This is a genomic window from uncultured Methanobrevibacter sp. (genome assembly GCF_902784195.1).
Classification (GTDB): domain Archaea; phylum Methanobacteriota; class Methanobacteria; order Methanobacteriales; family Methanobacteriaceae; genus Methanobrevibacter.
The window spans coordinates 264,049-287,214 of the sequence record NZ_CACZTX010000001.1 but is presented as its reverse complement, the minus strand read 5'-3'; the positions used below and the strand labels follow the sequence as shown (position 1 = coordinate 287,214).

Below are 23,166 nucleotides of genomic sequence, written 5' to 3'. Positions count from 1 at the left end.
CTGTAATCTAACTATCTAAATAAAATCTATAATAATCTAAAATCCAAATACTTTAAAGATTGAATTTAAAAAAAGTAAAATAGAACAAATAATTATTTGTTCTTAATAATATTGATTAAATCTGTAAGCATTGCAGAAGCGGTTTCTAAAGATCCTGCTCCTTTACCCATTACAGTAATGTCATCTGCCAAATCAGTGGTTACATTTGCCAAGTTCAAAGTTCCATCGATTGCAAATGGACTGTTTTTCTTAACAAGTCTTGGAGATACTTTCAATTGCTTTTCAGATACTTCTCCAATCAATTTGACATAGTAACCTTCTTCTTTTGCAAGTTCAATTGCATCTAAAGATACATCTGATATGCCTCTAACATCAACATCAGCATAAGTTGCATCGATTCCTAATACAGAATTAGCTAAAATAACCACTTTACATGCTGCATCAATACCTTCCACATCCTGTGTAGGGTCAGTTTCAGCAATACCTAATTGCTGTGCTTCTGCCAAGGTATTCTCATAGCTCATTCCTTCAGTGGTCATTCTTGATAAAATATAGTTGGTAGTACCGTTTAAGATACCTTTGATTGAGCTGATTCCACAGCTTGCAAGGGTTTCCTGACATAAGTTGATGATAGGCATAGCTCCACCAACAGATGCTTCAAACTTGAAGTCAACGCCTGCAGCTTCCTTAGCTTCAATCAATTTCTTATAGAACAATGCCAAATGTCCTTTGTTTGAGGTTACAACATCCTTTCCATCAGCAAATGCCTTTAAGGTCAATGATTTTGCAGGTTCTGCATCCTTGATGTTTGTTGGAGTTGCTTCAATCAAGACATCATAGTCAACTGCATCCAACACTTCAATTCCAGATTTGTCACTGCCGTATTCGGGATAGTTTGCTAATTTACCGGATTCTTCTTTGGTTTTAAGGAGTAATTCTTCATCCAATCCATCTTGGCAAATTGCAGATGTGGATGAGTCAGCAGCTGCGACAACTTTTAAAGTGATTCCATATTTTTCATTGATCATTTCTTTCTTTAAGGAGATAGCCTTAGCTACACCTTTTCCTACAGCTCCAAAACCCATTAATATAAGCTTACATTCATCCATTAAAATTCCTCCTATACCTCATCAATAACCAAGAAGTCCTTCTCCTCAGCTATTTCCATAATCTTATTGTATGCTATATCTCTTTTACCTAAATCAAGTTCAACAGTGATTAAAGCAGTTGATTTAAGTTCACCATCTAATTTCAATTGTAAATCACTAACGACAAGGCCATCAACAGCATTAATCTTATCTACAGTGTCCCTTAAGTCCCTGTCGATAATGTGGCCATAGAGAATTGCACTTAACTTTTCCTTTCTGACAGTGTCATCCACTTCAATGAGAGCAATGTTCATTTCCTTGAATCTGTCGATAACAGCTTGCAAGTTCTCTCTTTCACCTTCGATAGCTATTTGAATAGCAGCTTTACCTTCTTCTGCCTTGATTTCCCTTTTGTGAACAATTGTAACTACATTAGCTCCAAGCTCTCCTATTGGATTTAAGATAGAAACCAATTGTCCAGGAACATCCAATATTTCAAGAATTAAATTCATTCTCATAATATATTCCCCTTTTTAGTCATTTACAATAATAATTATAAGTGTTTAACCAGTCCATTCTGCCTTTTTCACAACTATATTGCCGTCTTTGTCAGTTCTTGCGTTTCTGACTATTTTTTCTGAATCGTTTTGTTCGGATTCATCTTCACGGTTTAAGTTAAGGTTATCAGTAATGTAATATGTTCCTTCCAATTCAGGAACTTTATCTAAGGTTTTTGAAAATTCCTCTAAGATCTTTTCTGCATCTTTTTCAATTGCCATTTAAATTCTCCTTGAAATTTTATTTAAAATTGATTATTTTAATTATAAAGGCCTGATTTGCCTATTTTATAATTTTAGAATATAAGTTAAATTTATATTAATTTAATATATGTTTATTAATATTAATATACTTTTATAAATTAGAAATTTTTTAAAAGATTGATTAAACTGTTTTTAGTAAAAAAAGAAAAATAAATAGAATTATTCTACTTATTCTTTAATGATTCAATGAATTCTTCCATATCAAATGACTTTAAAACTCTCTTTTTAAGAATCTTATTGATTCCAGACCCGTATTGAGCCGCCTTTTTAGGCCTATCTGCTATATAATCAGGAACTCCAATGGATTTAGCCACATCTCTCAATATATGTTTTCTTAAAATGTCCTCGTTATCCTTTATCTTATATTTTCCAGGAATATCTATAGCTAAATTGACAATATCATTATCCAAGAATGGAACTCTTAATTCAACCCCATTAGCCATTGATACTGCATCATCACGTTCAAGATTTACATGATACATATTTGCAATATCATGATATATCTCTTCATCAAGAGCAAAATAAGCATCGAATAGACTGTTTTCTTCAAAATGCTTTAAATAGCGATTATATCCTCCAAAGAGTTCATCTGCTCCTTGACCTGATAGAGCTACCTTTATATTATCTTCCTTCATTGCTTTTGCAGCAAGATAAATGGTCATTCCAACTCCCAATTTCATTACATTGTCATCTTCTATTGCAGTTAGAACAGGTTTAATAGATTCCTTTACAGTACTTTCATCAATTATGATTGTTTTTATAGGAAGATCTAACTCCTTAGCTATTTCCTTGCTGAACTTAATGTCCTGTGAGTTTTCAACACCAACAGAATATAACTTAATATTAAGTGGAATGGAATTATCTTCATTATTCCTCTTTTCAGCTATTTGCTTTAGTAAAACAGCTAAAATGCTACTATCTACACCACCTGAAAATATCAATCCGATATTAGAAATATTATTCACTCTCTTTTCCACTGCAGAGTACAAATCATCTCCCAATAGTTCCTTGTAGACTTCATAGGAATCCTTTGTTTCAAGATAATCCTTATATTCATCATAATTGCTTTTTATTTGCTTGAAATCGGTATTTATCAGTTTATTAATTAAATTATCTTCCAAATCAACTGTTCTCCAGTTGTACAATATACATCCCGGTGTCAAATCATGGATATTTTCATCAGCTATTCCAGCTTTCCAAAGAGCTTTTTTCTCTGATGCAAAGACTTTTAAGTCTTTTTCTTCATCCATTCCATAGAATAATGGCTTCACTCCAATAGGATCTCTGGAAATTGCTAAATTATTATGTTTCTTATCATAAACTGCAAATGAATAGTCAGCGTCCAATTCATTAATCACTGATTTAACTGATTCCAACAGATTTTCATCATTTGAATTGTAATAATAATTGATCAGATTAGCCAATAATTGGCTATCGCTTTTTGATTTGGAGTAATTTTCATTATTTTCTTTTAGGAATTCTTCAAGCTTATTAAAATTATATATCTCTCCATTGAAGACCAAAACAAGATTATTCAGTATAATTGGCTGTTTATTGTATTCCAAATTATCACATATCTCATTGTTTTCATCAATAAGATTAAAAATAGATAGCAGATTATGGCCTAAAGCTACTTTATTTTCCGCATCAATAAAAATATTGGAGTAATCTTCTCCCCTATGATTTATTGATTTTAGGGCTTCTTCAAGCATTTCCTTATTGAAACTGTCTGCCATACCTACTATTCCACACATAATTTCACCAATTGCTTTAAATTTAAAAATTATCTAATAACACTTATAATTATTGATTTAATTGTTTTTATAATTAATTATTCAGCAAAATAATTATAGTTTTTTGATTATTTTTAAAATTTATAATCGGATTGTAATTTTTTTGAAAAAAGAAAAGGTATATAAATAAAAAAGTTCAAATATTTAGGTATACATAAATATTTTTTAGGTTTACTAAAATATTTTTGTAAATATAAAAAATAATTTCTAAATTAGTATCAATGAATTATTTTAAATTTTATAGGTGTAAAATATGGCAAAGAAAAATACATACTTGGCAATGATTCTTTCAGCAATCTTTCCAGGTTTAGGTTTAGCATACGATGGTGAAATGAAAAGATTCATATGTTATCTTGTTTTAGGATTAATATTCTTAGGATTCTGGATACACTTCGGAATGCCTTTGGATGCAGAAGTTGACAATACCGGTTTCTGCTGCTACTTAGCATACATTATAACTTGGATCTTTGGTCTTTATGACACTTTAAGAACTACTATCGATATAAATAGAGGAAACTAATAATAAAACATTATTTTAACCTCTTTTTTTAATTTAAACTCTTTTCCTCTTTTTATTAAATCATATATTTTAACTATTTTTTTATTTTTTTATTATTTTTACTTACTCTCAAATATTTATAACTTATTTTTAAGCTATTTTAACTATTTTTTAAAAAAAAGAATTACAAATATCAAAAAATAGCATTATTAAAAAATGATTATAATAAAAAAAGAATTACAAATATCAAAAAATAGCATTATTAAAAAATGATTATAATAAAAAAAGAATTATAAATATCAAAAATAGCATTATTAAATGATTATAATTAAAAAAAAGATTATAAATTAAATTTAAAAATTATTAAAAAAAGAAAAAAAGGAAAGTAATAGGAAAATACTTAGAAAGTATTGTTTCCTACTTCAATTTTATCAATGACCTTTTGTCCGTCTTCTGCCATTTGAGAGAATGTAGCAATGGTTTCTTGCATTTGTGGAAGTGCTTGGTTCTTGTAATTGCTTACATCTTCAATTGCAGCTAAAGCATCTGCAAATGATGCCTTAAGGACTTCAGGGGAAATCATTGTTTCCATGCTTTGCTTTTGAATCTCGTTTCCTTGCTCTCTAAGCATTCTGGAAGTTGATTCAATTACCTGTTCAGTGGTTTCATTCAATGTTTTGATCTTATCGATAACGATTTTCTGGTTGTATAATGCACTTGCAACCATTACTCCGTTTCTAAGTGCAGTTACAGTTACATTTTTAGCACGGGTTACCCCTCTGATCAATTCCTTGTTGTTTCTTCTTACAACATTCAAGGAGATGATTCCTTGTTCGTTAACAACAATCATTTGTTGCATATCCATGATTCTTTGTCTAAGTGGGAATAATACCTCTTCACGTACAAAGTCAATTTTATATTGGTCTACACCTTCAATTTCAGCTTGACGGATTTGCTGTTCAATGGAAGCATCCATCTGTTTACCTAACTCAATGTCAGTCATGAGCTTTTTGGTCAATTCTCTTAAATATGATTCTTCAGCAAGAAGAGTGGTGTTGTCATTTTGCAATACTCTACTGCTTTCATCAAGGGATTTGAGAATGTTAGAGATAGCTTCATCAGCCTTTTCATATTTAGCAAAATAATTTCTTACAGGTCTTAAGAGTTTTCCTAAGATACCTGATTGTCCAAATTCGATTGCACTAGGGTCCAAGTTTCTGATTTCTCTGTCTAATTCCTCTAGTTTTTCACCAACATTTGCTGCTTCATCCCCACCTTTTGCAATATCTACAAAACGAGTGGTCAATAGATTGTTCTTGTTTGCAGATCTGTTGATTGCATTGAGACCAAAGTCATCCAATGGTTTCAAGATGTTTTCTCTTGCAGCAACATCATCAAAATTTGCTTCAAAGATAGCAGAAGCATTTTCATCTGCTTGCTTTTTGATTGCTGGATTTGCAATTTTTTCTTCTTCTTCCTTGAGACTCTTGTCTACTTCTTCTTTAATTTCATTAACATTAAGTGAAAATTCAGACATTATATCACCCATAATCTTATACACAAAATTAAATTCAATGTGTCATATAATTTTATGACATATCTTACTTATAAAGCTTTGCATTTTTACTATGAAAAATTATGAAAAATATGCAAAAAATAGTTTAAAAATTTAGTTTAAAAGAGTTAAAAATATTATGAAGCAAAATTTAAAGATGTTTTAAATGAATTTAATCATAATCCTTTACAGAATCAATCAAATCATTCATTTCCTTAATCAAATTGTCTATTTCCTCATCAGAGCCATCGTCACCATTGCTTATGCTGATAATGAGTTCACTTTGAAGATCATTCATTTTAGCTACAATGGACTGTAATGTGCTTATCTTTTCCTTAAGGGCATCAGCTATTTTTTCTGAATATCCGTCAGATAGGTTAATCATGTTTTCTGCTGCTTCCGCTTCCTTAAAGAAGTTCACCCTGCAAACATCAACTTCTCCCCTAAATCTGCCATAAGTCATTTGACCATTAGGGAATTTCTTTTCAAGCAATTCCAAAACCTTTTCTTCCTTGGTTTCATAAGTTTTCTTAAGGTCTTCAACTTGCTTTTTATAATAAGAATAATTCTGAGATGATGCACTTGTTGCAGTGGTAGCTGCAGTACTTGAGGTAGTGCTAGTTGTATTGCTTGTTGCAGTACTGAAATTATTATTTGGCTTTTCATCAAATTCATCCAATTTCTTACCGCAATTTGGACAGAAATGATCCTCTGGGAATAACTTGAATCCGCAATAAATACAAAAATTGTCTTTTGCCATGATATCACTTTTTTACTTTTTAGGCAAATATATTCTAAAACTTTTATGTCTTATTATAATAATTTTACAAGTTGAATTTACTACTCATTTAATTAAAGTAATGATTGATTAAATCAATTGTTTATAAATTACTATTAATAATTTCATTGGTATCTTTATTTTAAATGAATGTTAATTCTTACTAATACTTTGTTAATTTTTAAATATATATCTATGTGTTAAATTACACAATTTTATCCTATTTTTAATAATTTTAATTTACAGCACATAGTTATTAATCAAAGGCAATAAAATAATTTCTTTCTAATGATTATAGTTATTAATCAAAAGCAATATAATAGAATATATAAATTATATTAACATAGTTATATTTAAAAATATGGAGAAAATATCATGACAAGAAAATATGGAGACAGAACTTTAGAAGTGCATGCAGGCCAGGAAGAGGCAGATCCATTCACTGGCGCAAGAGCAGTTCCTATTTATCAAACCAGTTCATACGTATTCAAGGATGCTGAATATGCAGCAAATATCTTTGCTCTTACAGAGCCAGGAAACATTTACACTAGATTAAACAACCCAACCAATGAAGTGTTTGAAAAAAGGGTTGCAGCTATTGAAGGTGGTGTAGGTGCATTATCCACTTCAAGTGGAATGGCAGCAATCACCCTTGCCATATTGAACATTGCGCAATGCGGTGATGAAATTGTTTCTGGAGACAATCTCTACGGAGGAACCTACAGCTTATTCAAGACCACATTGAAGAAATTCGGAATTCAAGTGAATTTTGTGGATTCACAGGATACAGATGCATTTGAAGCAGCCATTACAGATAAGACAAAAGCAATCTACTGTGAATCAATCGGTAACCCTAAATTGGATGTTCCTGACTTTGAAGTCCTTGCTGACATTGCTCATAGGCATGGAATTCCTTTAATAGTTGATAATACATCTGCTATCGGCATGGTAAAGCCTATTGAACATGGAGCAGACATTGTTGTTCACTCAGCAACCAAAATCATTGGAGGACACGGTACTTCATTAGGTGGTACAATTGTCGATTCAGGTAACTTTGACTGGACAAACGGCAAGTTCCCAGAGTTTACAGAACCTGATGAAAGCTATCATGGACTTGTTTATGTTGATGCATTTGGTGATGCAGCATACATTACCAAGGCACGTGTACAGGTCATGAGAGATTTAGGAAGCTGCATCAGCCCATTCAATGCTTTCATGTTGCTTCAAGGACTTGAAACAATGTCCCTTAGAGTAAAACAGCACACTGAAAACGCTCTTGAAGTCGCTAAGTTCCTACAAAACCATGAGCTTGTATCATGGGTGAACTATCCTGGACTTGAAGACAATCCTAACCATGAGATCGCTAAGAAATATCTCAATGGAAAATACGGTTGTGTTCTTGGTTTCGGTATCAAAGGTGGAATAGAAGAAGGTAAGAAGTTCATTGAAAACGTTGAGCTATTATCACACCTTGCTAATATCTGTGATGCTAAGACTTTAGTGGTGCATCCTGCTTCAACTACCCATTCAACATTATCTCCAGAAGAGCAAATTTCAACTGGAGTTACTCCAGACTTCATTAGAATGTCTGTAGGAATTGAAAACGTTGAAGACATCATTGCAGATATCGATCAAGCTTTAAGAAAAGCTGTTGAATAAATAAAAATAGTAAATAGAGGATAAAACCTCTTTAAAAAATAATTCTTTTTTTTCTTTTTTTAAATAATTTACATCAACTTTTTTTAAAAAAAAAATAATTCTTAAAAATACGAACAAACCAAAATAAGATAAAAAAAGTGGGGAAACCCCACTAGCAGGATATTTTAAGAAAAAATCTTAAAATATTTGTAATCGTTATTTAATGATTAGATTTAATTATATATAAATTTTATTGATTTAAATAGGGCAAATCTAAAATAAAATATTTTAAATAACTATAAAAAAACTATTCATTAAAAATCATATTAATGTATAGATTACTACATGAATAAATCCAACTAAAATAAATAGTATGGATAATTTTAAAAGTAATTCGACCATAGATATCACCTACTGATATTAGTCAGGAAAAAACGATTACAATCCTGCTAGAAGTTCAGATATCTAGATAAAATATTTTATAAAAAATTTGCCCAAATAATAATTATGATTTGTTATTTTATAAATTTAACGATTAATATTAATTATTTTTACAATTTAAAGTAAATTTGATAGTTTCATTAAAAATAACAGCTTAATTATAATTTTTCAATATGATTATAATATTAAAAGATCTGAAAAAGGACTGTCCTAAAATTGTATTTTTTTAAAAATTATTTCTATTCGTAATCGAACTAATTAAATAAAAATAGATAAAAAAAGTGGGGAAATCCCCACTAGCAGGTAGTTTTAAGAAAAATCTCAAAACAATACGAACTTTAATTAATAATTGTTTTTTGTAATATATAATCTTTTCTTAAATGAAACTTTTTTAAAGGACAAAACAAAATAAAATACCTTAAATTACTTATTTTAAATTTATAAGATAATTAAATTAAAATATAAATTACTACTTGAATAAATCCAAGTAGAATAAATAATATAGATAGCTTCAATAATACATCCATCAAGATATCACCTCCTGATATTAGTCAGGAAAAAGTTCGTATCCCTGCTAGAAGTTCCGATATCGAGATAAGGCATTTAATATTTAGAATTACCCAAATAATAATTATGATTTGTTATTTTATAAATTTAACGATTAAAATTAATTATTTTTACAATTTAAAGTAAATTTGATAGTTTGATTAAAAATAGCAACTTAATTATAATTTTTCAATATGGTTATAATATTAAAAAATCTAAAAAATAAAAAAAGTTAAAAAATAATTTTTAGTATAACTCTGGACCTGTATACTCATTTTCTTCAGTATATACTCTAATCAATGTATCAACTGTATCCTCATACATCAATCTGTAGCCTATGGCGCCACCAAACTTGCTTTCAAGATTATTTAGTGCCTTGTTTGCTCCTGGACTGCAGTTATTGATAATGTACCACATTCCATGAGGAGTGTAAATGAAGAGTTCACCATATCCGTCTTCAGCACCATTCTTGAATCCATCTGCAGGATCATAGATTTTGGTGGAATGGATAGCAAGTCTTGACAAGTCCTGCTTTGGCTGTGTACCGCTTTTAAAGAGCATGGTCAACCAATTATAGCATTGGTCCTTGAACTGCACCTTTTTGATGGGATCAGCCATCTTCTCTTCAATATTTGCTTTTCTTTTAGCTAATGTATTTGTTATTCCAAGTATTTCCTCTACCTTGGCAACATCCTCTTCCAAGCATCTGTATCCTTCAGGACGGCCTGTAACCTTGATGTTTCCCTCTACAAAGTCCATCCTTTTCCATTTCCTCATGTATGGCTTCACTTTCTCCCATTCCTCATCAGGTATTTTCTTGTTCAATCCATATAGGTAGCCATATTCACAAGCATCATAACATTTGGTTTCCAGTTTTAAGTCATTATCTGCTGCCATGATATCACTTTTTTCTTTGTTTATATTATATTAAACAAATATGATTATATAAATCTATGGATTAAAAAAATATTTAAATAAAGAAATTTAAAAGTGTTTAATCAGGATATTTCCTTTTGATTTCTAATCTAGCTTTGGATCGTATATCTGGGTAATAACAACGATATTTATCAAATGGATTATCAGAACTCTTATAACAGCAATTGTATCTGAAATGAGGAACTTTTGAGTAATCAATTGCCATTTCAAGTTTTCTTGTATCTTCTGATGGAGTAGTGCAAGTCCCTATATACATTGATGCGTTTGGGTTGTTAATAATTTTTAAATCCGTGTTCTTTTCAATCCAATCTATAAAATCATTATCTCCAAATTCAGATTCCCAACAAATAGACTCTACTTCAAAATTACGAAAACATCTATAAAAATTAGGTTTTTTAGCTTTAACTTCCTCACAGACATATTTATATGCATTTATGACAATATCTTCAAATTCTTTTTGAGAATAATATGTTTCTGAGCAATAAACATCTTTATCATAAGAATCATGGGTTCCGCCTTCAATTATATAAAAATACATTTTTATCCCCCTATTTATTTGTTATCCTTGATAAAAACTCTAAATTACTAATAATTCTATTCAAATCAGCGATATCATTTAAAGATAATTTAGATTTATTTGAATGAAATTTTAGATTATTATAATATTTGTCAATGCCAAGTGCAATGTATTCCATTGGACATCCATATAAATTAGATAGTTTAAGCATATGGTTGCCTTTTAATTTCTTCATATTATGCTCTAGTTTAGAAATATCATTTTGTTTCAATTCTAAATATTCTGCAATTTGATTTTGTGTATACCCATTTTCTATCCTAAGTTTTTTTAGTCTTTTTCCTATTGATTCAACCATTAATGCTCCTTACTTATTCAGTTCATTTATTCTCCTTATCCAAATAACCATCGAAATTCTTGAAGAATATGAAAAAGTTTAATAATGCATTATATTCAAGTTTTTCCAAAAACTTTTTAAATTCAATATTCTTCCAAATCCTCTTTGACAAGTACGTCACAACATTTCTCGTCAATAGTCTTGACTACATTGTAGAACTTTTCAATGGAGTCATCTCCTGTGAAGTATTTTTTCTGGTTCTGTGTTGCCAACACTACATAGATATTGCATAGCAGCATGTTTTGGATTTTCATTTGTTCATATATCTTCTCTCTCCAGTCATCCATATTTGTACGCTCCTTTTCATTTTTTTTAATAATCCAAAAAATAGAAAACCATATTTTTAAAATACTCTTAATATGATGTTTATTTTAATTATATATAAATTTTTTCCAATATTTTATCAAAAAAATAAATATTTAGTCTTCATATTTAAAATAAAGCATTTTTATTTACTATTTATTATAAATAGTAAACTTAAAAGGAGAAAAATTTTAAAAAAAGTATGAGAATTAGAAAAAAATAAAAAAAAGTTAAAGGCATCTCCAAAGAGATAGAATTAAGAAACTAATCTGAAATCAGTTTAAACAATCTGATGAACTTATCATCAATGTCCTTCTCTTCAGCATATAAAGCCAAATACTGTGCAAATGTCGGTTTGCTGAATCCCTTATAGGTCATATTATAGAATATGTCCCCTAAGGACTTTGAAAACTTCTTGGATTTTCTTATCTTCTGTATTTCCTTAACGTCGATATTCACTTCATAGCCGCTTATATCGCTTACGTATTTGGACAATGCCAATCGAAGAACCTCATCAGGGAAGGTGTCTTCAAACTCCTTCTGGCCGATTACGAAGATGTTTGAGTTTTCAATCATTCCGTTTTCAATCCATTTGTTCAGCCTTTCCTTTGTCTCCTCATCAGCGTCATTGTCCATCAGGGCAAAGATATTCGTTTTGGAGAATGAGTTCTTTATGATTCTGATGAAATTAGGTATGTCCTTTATGCCGTCTGCCTTTACGATCTTTATGAAGTTCTGTGTGATTGGATAGCCATAGAGCTTCTCATACATGATTGGAATGAACTTAAGCTCTGATTCCCCTTCAACAATGAGTAGTTTGCTTGTGAAGAAGAGGTCTATGTTCATTATTCCAAGGTTTGCAAGCGTAATCTGTGTTTGGGTTGTGCTGTCCAATTCAAATATCTGGGAGCCCCTTTCTGCATCAAGGCTGATCAATTTGATTTCATCCAAGTTAACCTGATTGATCAGGAATGGAGAGTGGGTGGTTATGATAATCTGCTTTCCTTCCTTGGAAAGGTCTTTCAATAATCTTAAAACGTCCAATTGGGCCTTGATATGCAAGTGGGTTTCAACCTCATCGAATACATATACAAGGTCATTCTTGTCCTTTTTATGCTTGAAAATGGCAAGTGTGGTACGTCTGTTGGTGCCGTCTCCCATCTTTTCAAGTAGCATCTGTTGGTTATTTGTATTCAATAGTTCAACATTGATTTTAAGATTAAGTTTAGGTTCGCTAGTTACAATAGGATTTATTTCCTTGAAGTCTGGGAGGAATTCCTTTAATTGTGCATTTAGTTCCTGTGCATTTTCATTAGTCAATTGGTCTTTCTTGAAGTTTTCTATGTATTCATCAATGTATTGGTTGATGGTTTTTCCTTCAATTTTATAGTCCCAGATATCTTCTTTTAGCTCTTTAAAGAATGTGTTTTCAAAGAATGAATCTATGTTTTCGAATTCCCTGCTTCCCAAGAAGTTGATTGGATAATTTAATGATTTGACTTCTGTAAAGTCTTCCTTTTCAATCTCTTTTAGTATATTTTCCTTTAATGTTTCCACTTTAGAGTTAGACCTGTAAGTGATGTTGAAGGTAAAAGAGCATCTCTTTAGAATCTGCTTTTGGTCGTTTTCATCCAAACTATTGAATTCATCGCTCTCTAGCTCTTCTTTTATTTCCTTGCTCTTTTCTAGAGATGGTTTGATCTTATATGTGTTATTGAGTGTATCTTCGTTAATTTTTGATTCCATGAAATATGTATAGTCATTGTCTTCAAGCTCTATAGTTACAGGATTTTCCATTTCATTGAAATCGTTCATGTCTATTTTCTTTTTGCCAAATAGAATCTTAAGTGAATCTATGAGTGATGTCTTTCCTGCATCGTTTTCCCCTATTATTACATTCAAGCCTTGATTGAATTCCATATTGAAGTTCTTTAGGGATCTGAAGTTTTTGATTTTAATTGATTTAAGCATGATATCACTCTACCTAATAGAATATATTTATCCTTTTTATATAAATTTTTAATGAAAAGAATTTTATCACTTTAATGAATATAAATATGTCTTTTTTGGAGAATTTAGATAATTAACTGCCATTTTATTCAAATCATATTTAACCAACTTATTTCCCATTAATAAATATATTTTTAAATCTAAAGAAATGCAACAATTAATTTTTATTTTCATTTCTATATTTTCAATTTTATTAAAAAAATTCCTATCACTATCAAATAATTGACTTATATCCAACATTTCCAATGCCACAGGTATTCCCTCTGTATCAAAATCCAATATTAATCCGAATTCAAATTCTATGGATTTATCATAAACATAATCATTGACAACATTTATAAACATTGCATCTACATCGATATCATATGAATAATCAAGTTTCAATTCTTTATTTTGATTCATAAAAAAAAACTCCAAATTCATAGTTCATTCAATTTTCTTTTAAAATATTCCTCATTGGAATTAATGTCAATATTAAAGAACTCAAACGCCTTTGGATATGAAGAATGAAGCTTAATGAATTCTTTAAACAAAAGATTAAACTTTTCACGATTGCTCTCTTTAAAATCATTATTATCAATTATATAGGCATATACCAAATCCAATTCTTCATCTTCACAATCTTCCACATATTCCAGATACAATTTAGAGTCAGGAAAAAAATCTTTTATCAAATCCTTTGTTTTATTTATCAAATCAACGAATCCTTTTTTATTATCTATAAATCCATAAAGATCAATTGGGTTTATTATTTTAAACTCATTATCAATTTCCATAATATTTAACCTTTTAACAACTGGATCTTGCTCTAATTTTGATTCATTCATTTTTTTAACTCCTCATAATTTTTCTATTGAATCAATTATTTCCTCAGATGTAGTCCTGCTTTTCTCTACGTCTTCCATATTAATGTACCTATTAATATAGTCAGCATCATTTCTTGAAGTTCTCAATATTTCCAATTTTTTACCTATTATAATTTTCTCTTCTCTTTTTGATTTCTTAAAATGTTTTATCAGCTTTTTATGACTTTCATGTCTAGGCAATTTTCTATTTAAATTCTTTTCATAAAAATCCCTTGCCATTAAAAAGGCAGCATAATAATACCGTCCAATAGCAGATCTTTGATATTCCTCTTCTTTTGAGAAATTTTCCAAATGATATCCCACTTCTAAAAATTTTTTTCCATTGAATTTCATCATATCATCCCCTAATTTTTAATATGCATTATTCAATTAAAAACCCAATAAACCTTTAATTTAGTATTAAATTTAATCATATATAAATCTTATAGTTTTATTTGACTATAAAATTGATGTCAACTTGTAAAATTAAAATTAGAGTGCAAAAATCCTTTAAATTTTTATAAATAGTTTACTATATATGAAAAAATAGATTGTTTTTTAGGTAGAAAATTTGCATTAATTTAATTAAAAATAGAGTTGATAATATTTATGGTTGGTTGAATTGATTTGATTTAGTTAATCGAATATGTTATTTTATTGAGTTTATTGAAAAAAAGTAAAAATAGTAATTTGATAATCTACCATCAAGTGAATAAAAAAGTAAAAAACTATTCATTATCCTGTTCGCAGTCTATGTCACCATAGTCACAGTTGTCATTGAATGAATGGCATCCACCTCTTTAAAGCTTTTTTCTGGTAACACATGCCTTTTTGGAATTCATGATCCCTCTCACATAATGCAGCTCATATTTAATTTCATATGTCACTCTTCAAATGAGTTCAGGAATGGAATCAGGTATGTAAGTTCAATTGGATTGTATGATTCATTATGTGTCTTGCTGTCATAGACCACTTCACATATCTCAAAGCTTAAGTTCACTTCATCATCCTCTTCCTTTCCAAAGCAGACCCAAGTGTTCAGCTCTACAAAGTAGTTGATTTGAGGAACCAGCATTTCATCCTCTCCCTGAAATGTCATTTGATTGTTCAGTTCGTTGAACTGCTTTACAGTTGTCTTTAGAGTGGATTTAGCGTATATGCTATCCAGTTGGGTGTAATTGTTTTCATTCAGCCATAGGACGAATTGGAATGTCAAGTCGTCCAGTTCCAGTATTTCTTTAGTTTCTAAGTTTTTAGCTATTGCTACTTGCATTTAAACACCTTTACAAATTTATTTCTTATTATCTAAAGCACCTAATTGTTTATTTCTAGTTCTGAGTTTTGCAATATACTTATCTTTATCTATTTTTTTATTTTTATCTTTTATTTTACTTTCCTTTTTAATGGTTTTATTATTGATTAAACGAGTTTGTTCTTTCCTCTCACGTTTTAATCTATCAAATTTCACTTTTTTATTACTTATTTTTCTTCTTTTGGAATAAGCAGCATTTAATTTATTTTTTTCATTTAAATACAAATCTTCCTGTTTATTTCCTTCTTTTTTAGAATTTTTTTGAAGCTTTTCCTTTTCTAACTGCAATAAACGCTCTTTTTCCTTAAATTCTTCTTCAAGCCTTTCTTTTTCTAACTGCAATAAACGCTCTTTTTCCTTAAATTCTTCTTCAAGCCTTTCTTTTTCTAACTGTAATAAACGTTCCTTTTCCAATCTTTCATTTTCAATTTTTGCTTTTTCTGACTCGTAAATCTTTTGATGTTGTAAAAATTCTTTTTTTCTTTCATCAGAAACTGATTTTGATTTATTGTCTAATTTAGAATCTTTATTAATTTCATTTTCTTCTGTGGTGATGATTTTACCATTATCGTTTCTTTTTTTAGATGAATCATCACTATCTAAATCTAAATCAAATTCATCATCAAACAAACCAGATTTAATTTTAACTTTTTTCTTCTTAGGCTTATTTTTATTAGATTTGCATCTCTTATATGAGCATACTCTATTTCCTTCATGATTAGTGAAAATAATTCCATTTTTACAATTTTGGCATTTTTCAATAGTATCAATTACACTATCTGAGACTATTTTTTCATCAATGAATAATTTACATTCTTCAAATCTTGAACATGCCACATATTTTAAACCATTAATAGAATATAAATTAAGATGGCCTGTTTTACATTTAGGACATTTTAATCCGCTTTCTCCAATAAGTTCACGATTTTCCCAATTTTCTGCAAGAATCTTTCTATTTGTATAAAATGGATTAAAACCTAGTGAAGGTTCAAATGTCTTAACAGTTACAGCATTTCCATCAAGTTCATCAATGAAAGGAGATTCTTTCCCCTCTTCAGCACATAAGAATACTTTATTTTTTGTTCTAGTTAAAGCTACATAAAATAATCTTCTTTCCTCTTCATATTGCTTTTCTTCATCATTATTAAAACTAACAAAACGCATAAAACCGTTAGTAGTGACTTTACTTGGAATCCCTTTCCCACCATTTATGAGATTAACATCTAATATAATTACATTTTCCGCTTCTAAACCTTTTGCTGTGTGGAAAGTGTTATATTTAACATCAATATCAAATCTAAGATCGATATATAAATCATCTAATTTTTCTTTTAAAGATTCCAAATGGTCATTATAACGAGATAAAATCATTACCTCTGCATAATTCTCTTTTGATAGTTCTTCAATAATTTCATAGACTAATAAATCTTCATTTAACTCTTTTTCTCGCTTATCTTTACCCGAATATAATCTTAACTCAATAGGTTTCTTTAAACTTTTTTCAGACTGCAAATTCTTTGAAATTAAATAATCATCATCAATAAAATTCCCTGCAGCAGTTATTAATTGATTTGAAGCTCTGTAAGTATCATCTAAATATATTTCTGTAAAATCCTCGAAATAATCTTCAAAATTAGAAAAATATTTTACTTCACAACCTGTAAATCCATAAATTGACTGCCAATCATCGCCAACAACAACAAGTTTAGCTCCGGTTTCTTCCAATATTTTTTCTAATAACTCAAAACGAGCCCCAGAAATGTCTTGATACTCATCTACAAGAACATAGTCATAATCTATATTTTTAATTAATGGGGTGGCTTTAATAACCATATCTGCAAAATCCATAAGATTATTCTCTTCAAGATAATCTACATAAAAATCAAAATAATCACATACAATTGGTAAAAATAAGTTCTCAGACTTATTTTTTCCTTCAAATGACCTTAAATCTTCAGAAGTTAACTTTTTCTCTTTGGCAGATTCAACAAAATTATTAAAGAAAAAAGTTACTTTCCATAAATCTTCGAAAAATTGAATATGATATAAATAATCAATTAATTCTTCATCGGACATTTTATTTAATTGTACACCACAATTAATTAATTTATCTTTTAAATCATCTAAATAGTCCCTATCATCCATTAAATAAGAGTTAACTAGAATCAATTTTGAGCCATAGTTATCCTTAAGAATAGGTATTTTATCATCAACGACATCATCTAACTCATAATTAAATAATGATAATTTAAAATTTATTTGATCAATATAAAGTGCTCTCTTTTCTTGACTTTTAAGCCAATCCGGATTATTTTTCTCATTATATCTTATATCTTCTATATAAATATCGTATTCAGGCAAATAAAAGTCGAATTTGAGGTTTTTCTCATTTTTATACAATGAGTAATACTCTTTCATATAAACATATTCAATATTATGAAGAGCTAAAAAATTAGCTATTTCAAAGTCCTCAACACTATTTACAATAGAACCCTTTAAAAATGCTCCAATTCTCCCATCATGATTATCGCTGAATTTACGTTTTTCTCCAATATCTGATGGATCATAAGGTGGTAAACTTGGCTTATGATTAAAAGCTATGTAAAAAATGCGTCTAAAATCTTCATAAGTATGAAAATCATCTAAAATTCTATTTCTAATAAAGTTTTGGAAAGTATAATTTAGTTTTCCCCAATTAAAATCTTCTTTAAGGAAACTTTTTCCAAAACTGTGAAAGGTGGAAACCCTTACTTTATCTGTTTCTTCATATGCAGATATAGGAATCCCTTGAAGTTTTAATCTACGACTAAGGTCTTTTACAGACTTGTTAGAAAAAGATAAGCATAATATTTTAGAAGGATCCACTCCTTTAACTTCTATTAAATATTTAACTTTTGCAATGAGAGTTCTTGTTTTACCTGTACCTGCTCCAGCAATAATTTGGAGACAGTTTTCATCTGTTACTACAGCTTCTCTTTGCTTTTTATTTAGATTTAATGAATCAAAAAAGGATTTATATAATTTTAGTTCATCTTGGATATAATCATGAGAAATTGTATCACCTTTAAATATGATATAATATTATTTGTTTTTTAAATATTAAATATTTCTTAGGCTTAAAATAATTTAGAATCGAGCAAAGAATTCTTTCCCTAATTGCCATAGGTACATATCCAACTCCTTTCTTGTAAATTCTTCTAAATTATAGAATTTAGCAAACTCATCTAAAACTTCATTAAATCTAATATAATCTCTTAAATCATCCATTTTAAATTTAGCAAACTTATCATTCTTTTTAAAATGCATTAATACTCTTGAAACATAATTATCAAATATTGGATAATCATTTGGTTTATGATGAGAACAATACTTGCTTGCAAAAGAATAAAATCTCTTGTCTAGTTCTTCAACATATGCAATATCTTCTACTAAACTTAAGTCTCCACTTTCTAGTCTTTCATCAATATTCAGTTCATGTATGTGTTTTGCTACTGGAAATATGGAAAAGATGTTTGTACTGTAAAAATCATTTAAGGTGCTACATTTAATTAGAATATCATCTATTTCTTTATTTTCCGGAAGTAAATCTAAAAATAACTTATTTAAACTATTTTCTTGATTTACATAGTTTTCTAATGTTTTCCATTTTTCTATGTATTTATCCACTTCTTCTTTTGAAGGTTTTGGAATTTCTGTCATAATTTACACCAAATTTCTTATAATTAAGGAAGTATAATTTTGACTATTTTTTAATCGGATACCATCTTTTCATTAATTAATTGTTTAATATTTTTATCATATTTTGTATCATAAAAAATTGTAGGCCTATTCTGAACAACAGATTTTGACTGTAAATTTTTATCTTGAGTAAATAATATTGAATTAGTACGATGGGCTAATTTTAAAATAATGTTATCTTCTTTATGCTCTAATACTGCCTCCTCTTCAATATCATTCTCAAAAGGGCATGAATAAATTCTTATAAAACCATCATTAACATATCTTTTCAAAAGATTTATTTCCGTTTGTATACCTTTTTTTGCTTCTTTTTTTGTTAATCTGTCAGAAACATCTAAAATAAATGTAGGTATTACAATTTCAAAACCCCTAAAGAATCCTAAATAAATAAGTTTAGATAAAATCCTAGAATGTAAAACACTTAAATCTGGTAAAATTCTATTATTTATCATATAAAATGGAGTGTTAACATCAGCTATATGATTACAATCATTAAATTTGAAATTAATTTCATTGTTTTGAATATCAAGATTTATTAAAAAATTAGATATCCCATCACATTTATCACAAATTAAAGAATTATGATCTGCAAATGTTTCAAATTGTTTTTTCAATTCAATAAATTTTTTATTATTCTTATCATCTAAATATAAGTAATCTAAATTATTTATATTATCCAATATATTAAAAGAGAATTTACTTGAATCAGACTGGAAAACTAACTTTTTTTCATAAACCGTTAAAGTAATACTCTCTAATTTCAAGAAATGTCTAACATACTCATTTTCATTAGAATATTCCATAAACCCCATATTAGATAAATGACCCAATATTTTCTCATCATAATATAAATGTTCCATTATTCTAAAACTTATATCCAAAATAACCACCAATTGAATAGATTATGTGAAAAACCTACTTTGCACTTGTCTTAAATTTATCATAACTATCAGCTGCAGTAAACTCTACACCACTATCAAGCGCTTTAAAATGCTTTTTACCACATCTGATTTTAGCCAATTCACTTGGTCTTAAAGAATCAGAGTCAATGTTTCCTTTGGTTTCTAAGACAAAGTACATTTTCTTTCTACCATCTTCATTATCTCTAAGAAGAATAGCCCAGTCAGGATTATATCCTCCAAGTGGAGTATTAATCTTAAACCAACCAGGAAGTTTAGCATATAAAATAACTTCAGGATCTTTCTCTAAACTTTCTGCAAAGTTTTTCTCTACTTCACTGTCATAAACTATATGATCATAGACAGAATGTTTAGATTCAATTAGATTTCTCTCCAAGTATCCATAAAGTTCCTCTTCCTCAAATAGTTCCTGAGCATAATAATCCTCTAATTGGGTGTATTTAATACCATCAAGCAACATATGATTCATTTCTCTTTTAATGATCTTAAGAGTCTCTTCCATATATTCTTGAGGATTTTTCTTGAATTGCTCAATGGTTCCACTTTCAATTAAAACTTTTACAATAGTTTTTCTAGTTAAATAAGTCTCATTCTGTAAGAAAGTGATTATGTCAGGAAGTGCAACTTCTTCTTCATGAGTATAAACTACAGATGGAGGAATTTTACCATTTTCATCAACACTTACTCCTGCTGCATCTATCACAAGACCAGATTTAGTGTAGATGAGCTTAGGAGAATGAACATTCAATTCCTCACTTAAAGCTTCACTGCATTTTTCAATAAGTTCATCAGTATCAAAGTCAACTGAATAGGTTGTCTTATGCTTGATCTTATCCCAAAATTCCTTAAAGTCTTCTGATAAGAGAACTTGTTTATTGACTTTGACCTTTCGTTTTTTGTTTGCATTCTTAATAGGTAGACTTTTTGTATGTTTTGTTGTGACTTGAACTATATGTTCTTTAATGGATTCGAATCTTTCAGGCACTGAAACATTTTCCTTCAATACAGCTACCTTTAAAGCATCTTGAACCTTACCTTTTCCATTTATATAGTTCATCTTTTTAAAATGGTTGAAGATTTCAAGTGAACCTTGTTGGCCTATAGGTTTTACTTCACCTTTTTTGTTCTCCATAGTGATAAATGCAAATGTGTATTTTTCAATAACACCAAACTTGATTCCAGTTTCCTCTTCCATTTCAGACTGCAAGGACTTTGCAAATGAATCATAGCTTTCATTGGCCATGACAGTTAAAATGTTAGTGGATTTGTCATGGATACGTTCTCCATCTTGATTAACACATAATCTTAATCCTCTTCCGATTTCCTGACGTTTTTTCATATTTGAAGTTGTTTCATTAAGTGTACAGATTTGGAAAACATTAGGATTGTCCCATCCTTCCCTTAAAGCAGAATGAGAGAATATGAATCTGAGTTTGGAATCAAAGCTTAATAATTTTTCCTTATCTTTCATGATTAAGTTGAATGTGTCATCATCCGCTTTGGTTAATGTGAATTCTCCACTTTTCTTTTGCTTATATTCTCTTGCTCCTTTCTTATCCATAGAGAAATAACCGTTATGGACTTCAGAAGCAGAGTTTTTCAATTCTTCATAATTGTATAAAGTAGAATATTTTGGCTTTTGAATAATCTTTTTATATTCCTCTTCAAAGATATCTGCATAGATTCCATTATGATAATTGCCCTCTTCATCATATAATCTGTAATTAGATACCTTATCAATGAAGAAAAGACTTAATACTTTTATTCCTTTACGGTTCAATTCAATTTCTTTGTCCAAATGCTCTTCTATAGTTTTTCTTATTTGAGCACGCTTGATTGCCAAATCATCCAATTCACCTACAGGAACTCCTATTCTTAAAATTTCTGGTTTCTGAGTGAATGAAACATATTCATTTCCTTCACCACAAAATATTTCATCAACTGTGTATCCTGTATAAATATCCCTGTCAGTTACCTTTTTTTCAGATAAGTCTGTTCCTTGCTTTACGGTGATGACTTTCCTTTTAATTGTACCATTTACCTTAGCATCCACTTCTATTTTTGCTCTTATTCCATTTTTATCAGAAGTTGTGGAAATAAGTTTCAAATAAGCCTTATTGTGATAATCAACGGATTCAAAGCTTGCCACTTCTATTCCTTTAACTAAATCCATTTCATATGCATCCACTGCATCAAGCTTGTATATAAGATTTTGTATTTCCTTATGTGTAGCAGAGTATCTGAGAGTGCATAGAGGATTTAAGTGTTCTACAGCCTCTTCACCTTTTCCACCCATAACTGATTGTGGTTCATCAATGATTACAATAGGATTGGTTTCTGCAATTAAATCTATTGGCTTATAACCACTGAGTTTGTCTTGAGCTCTGTGAATGATGTTGCTGTTATTTGTTTTCTTAGTGCTGTCTAAGCTACCTTTGGTAAAGCTCTTATTGAATGCATCAATGTTTATGATCATTATTTCAATATTGGAGCTTACAGCAAAGTTTCTGACCTGTTCAAGCTTGCTGCTGTCATATACAAAATAATCATAGATTACATTATCATAAAGTCCTTTAAAGTGATCTTGAGTGATTTGGATTGTTTTGTATACTCCCTCTTTGATAGCAATGCTTGGAACCACTATAATGAATTTAGTGAATCCATATTTCTTATTTAGTTCAAAGATGGTTTTTAGGTAAACATAGGTCTTTCCTGTACCTGTTTCCATTTCTATATTGAAATCTAGATTGTTCAATGATTCACTCGGAGCTAATTTATGAAAAGTTTGCACATCCCTAAGATTATCTAATATATCATGTTTACTTATTGTTAGTCTATTTCCTACACCTTGACCAAACTGTTGAGACTCCTGTTTATATTCACCATCTTGAAATTGGAGATAGTCAAATCCGGTTTGTCCATTTATGCTGAAATAGGACATCATGGATGATTGACCATCAAACAAGTCTGTAACTGCTTTTACAGCTTCAGTTTGGTAGTTAAGGTTAGAATCAAATTTAAGCTTCATTTCC

At 29.4% G+C, this 23,166-nt stretch carries 21 protein-coding genes; 2 read left to right on the top strand and 19 right to left on the bottom strand.

The features are described from left to right. Positions 1 to 92: 92 nt before the first annotated feature. The 4 genes from QZU90_RS01335 to QZU90_RS01320 all read right to left on the bottom strand — a co-directional run bounded on the left by QZU90_RS01335 (position 93) and on the right by QZU90_RS01320 (position 3,663). The gene (locus QZU90_RS01335) at positions 93 to 1,109 is read right to left on the bottom strand and encodes a homoserine dehydrogenase (RefSeq protein WP_296855071.1); all 1,017 of its coding nucleotides are present in this window, start codon (positions 1,107 to 1,109) and stop codon (positions 93 to 95) included. A gap of 11 nt (positions 1,110 to 1,120) precedes the next feature. Continuing rightward, complete coding sequence (locus tag QZU90_RS01330) at positions 1,121 to 1,606, bottom strand: amino acid-binding protein (RefSeq protein ID WP_296855069.1); 486 nt, start codon at positions 1,604 to 1,606, stop codon at positions 1,121 to 1,123. 45 nt (positions 1,607 to 1,651) lie between these two features. Next, the gene (gene gatC / locus QZU90_RS01325) at positions 1,652 to 1,867 is read right to left on the bottom strand and encodes an Asp-tRNA(Asn) amidotransferase subunit GatC (protein WP_296855067.1); all 216 of its coding nucleotides are present in this window, start codon (positions 1,865 to 1,867) and stop codon (positions 1,652 to 1,654) included. 206 nt (positions 1,868 to 2,073) lie between these two features. Beyond that, positions 2,074 to 3,663, bottom strand: a complete 1,590-nt coding sequence (locus tag QZU90_RS01320) for an asparagine synthetase B (protein WP_296855065.1) — start codon at positions 3,661 to 3,663, stop codon at positions 2,074 to 2,076. A 292-nt stretch (positions 3,664 to 3,955) separates the two neighbouring features. Here QZU90_RS01320 and QZU90_RS01315 point away from each other — a divergent pair, with 292 nt between their 5' ends. After that, on the top strand, positions 3,956 to 4,222 hold the full coding sequence (locus QZU90_RS01315; protein WP_295605191.1) for a hypothetical protein: 267 nt from the start codon (positions 3,956 to 3,958) through the stop codon (positions 4,220 to 4,222). Positions 4,223 to 4,601: 379 nt separating this feature from the next. Here the strand turns inward: QZU90_RS01315 and QZU90_RS01310 are convergent, their stop codons facing one another. Continuing rightward, the gene (locus QZU90_RS01310) at positions 4,602 to 5,738 is read right to left on the bottom strand and encodes a toxic anion resistance protein (RefSeq protein WP_296855063.1); all 1,137 of its coding nucleotides are present in this window, start codon (positions 5,736 to 5,738) and stop codon (positions 4,602 to 4,604) included. A 190-nt stretch (positions 5,739 to 5,928) separates the two neighbouring features. Further along, positions 5,929 to 6,516, bottom strand: a complete 588-nt coding sequence (locus tag QZU90_RS01305; RefSeq protein ID WP_295605187.1) for a hypothetical protein — start codon at positions 6,514 to 6,516, stop codon at positions 5,929 to 5,931. Positions 6,517 to 6,909: 393 nt separating this feature from the next. Between QZU90_RS01305 and QZU90_RS01300 the strand changes: the two genes are divergently transcribed. Next, a complete protein-coding gene (locus QZU90_RS01300) occupies positions 6,910 to 8,193 on the top strand; it encodes an O-acetylhomoserine aminocarboxypropyltransferase/cysteine synthase family protein (protein ID WP_296855061.1) in 1,284 nt (427 codons plus the stop codon). 1,212 nt (positions 8,194 to 9,405) lie between these two features. Here the strand turns inward: QZU90_RS01300 and QZU90_RS01295 are convergent. The 13 genes from QZU90_RS01295 to QZU90_RS01235 all read right to left on the bottom strand — a co-directional run bounded on the left by QZU90_RS01295 (position 9,406) and on the right by QZU90_RS01235 (position 23,162). Continuing rightward, entirely contained in the window at positions 9,406 to 10,056 is a 651-nt protein-coding gene (locus QZU90_RS01295) for a hypothetical protein (RefSeq protein WP_296855059.1), read from the bottom strand. Between the two features lie 97 nt (positions 10,057 to 10,153). Beyond that, entirely contained in the window at positions 10,154 to 10,633 is a 480-nt protein-coding gene (locus QZU90_RS01290; protein ID WP_296855057.1) for a hypothetical protein, read from the bottom strand. 10 nt (positions 10,634 to 10,643) lie between these two features. Next, positions 10,644 to 10,967 (bottom strand): helix-turn-helix domain-containing protein, encoded by a 324-nt coding sequence (locus tag QZU90_RS01285; RefSeq protein ID WP_295605179.1) that lies wholly within the window; start codon positions 10,965 to 10,967, stop codon positions 10,644 to 10,646. Between the two features lie 122 nt (positions 10,968 to 11,089). Then, positions 11,090 to 11,293 (bottom strand): hypothetical protein, encoded by a 204-nt coding sequence (locus QZU90_RS01280; protein ID WP_295605178.1) that lies wholly within the window; start codon positions 11,291 to 11,293, stop codon positions 11,090 to 11,092. 280 nt (positions 11,294 to 11,573) lie between these two features. Continuing rightward, positions 11,574 to 13,280: an ATP-dependent endonuclease gene (locus QZU90_RS01275; protein WP_296855054.1), complete on the bottom strand. Its 1,707-nt coding sequence runs from the start codon at positions 13,278 to 13,280 to the stop codon at positions 11,574 to 11,576. Between the two features lie 66 nt (positions 13,281 to 13,346). Continuing rightward, a complete protein-coding gene (locus QZU90_RS01270) occupies positions 13,347 to 13,721 on the bottom strand; it encodes a hypothetical protein (RefSeq protein WP_296855052.1) in 375 nt (124 codons plus the stop codon). Between the two features lie 17 nt (positions 13,722 to 13,738). Beyond that, the gene (locus QZU90_RS01265; protein WP_296855050.1) at positions 13,739 to 14,146 is read right to left on the bottom strand and encodes a hypothetical protein; all 408 of its coding nucleotides are present in this window, start codon (positions 14,144 to 14,146) and stop codon (positions 13,739 to 13,741) included. Between the two features lie 12 nt (positions 14,147 to 14,158). Next, positions 14,159 to 14,518: a hypothetical protein gene (locus tag QZU90_RS01260; protein ID WP_296855048.1), complete on the bottom strand. Its 360-nt coding sequence runs from the start codon at positions 14,516 to 14,518 to the stop codon at positions 14,159 to 14,161. A 529-nt stretch (positions 14,519 to 15,047) separates the two neighbouring features. After that, positions 15,048 to 15,437, bottom strand: coding sequence for a hypothetical protein (locus QZU90_RS01255; RefSeq protein ID WP_296855046.1), 390 nt, complete (start codon positions 15,435 to 15,437; stop codon positions 15,048 to 15,050). A gap of 18 nt (positions 15,438 to 15,455) precedes the next feature. Further along, on the bottom strand, positions 15,456 to 18,515 hold the full coding sequence (locus QZU90_RS01250) for a UvrD-helicase domain-containing protein (protein WP_296855321.1): 3,060 nt from the start codon (positions 18,513 to 18,515) through the stop codon (positions 15,456 to 15,458). Positions 18,516 to 18,602: 87 nt separating this feature from the next. After that, the gene (locus tag QZU90_RS01245) at positions 18,603 to 19,175 is read right to left on the bottom strand and encodes a hypothetical protein (RefSeq protein WP_296855045.1); all 573 of its coding nucleotides are present in this window, start codon (positions 19,173 to 19,175) and stop codon (positions 18,603 to 18,605) included. Between the two features lie 50 nt (positions 19,176 to 19,225). Next, on the bottom strand, positions 19,226 to 20,095 hold the full coding sequence (locus QZU90_RS01240) for a hypothetical protein (RefSeq protein ID WP_296855044.1): 870 nt from the start codon (positions 20,093 to 20,095) through the stop codon (positions 19,226 to 19,228). A 34-nt stretch (positions 20,096 to 20,129) separates the two neighbouring features. Next, complete coding sequence (locus QZU90_RS01235; protein ID WP_296855042.1) at positions 20,130 to 23,162, bottom strand: type III restriction-modification system endonuclease; 3,033 nt, start codon at positions 23,160 to 23,162, stop codon at positions 20,130 to 20,132. Between the last annotated feature and the right edge of the window lie 4 nt (positions 23,163 to 23,166).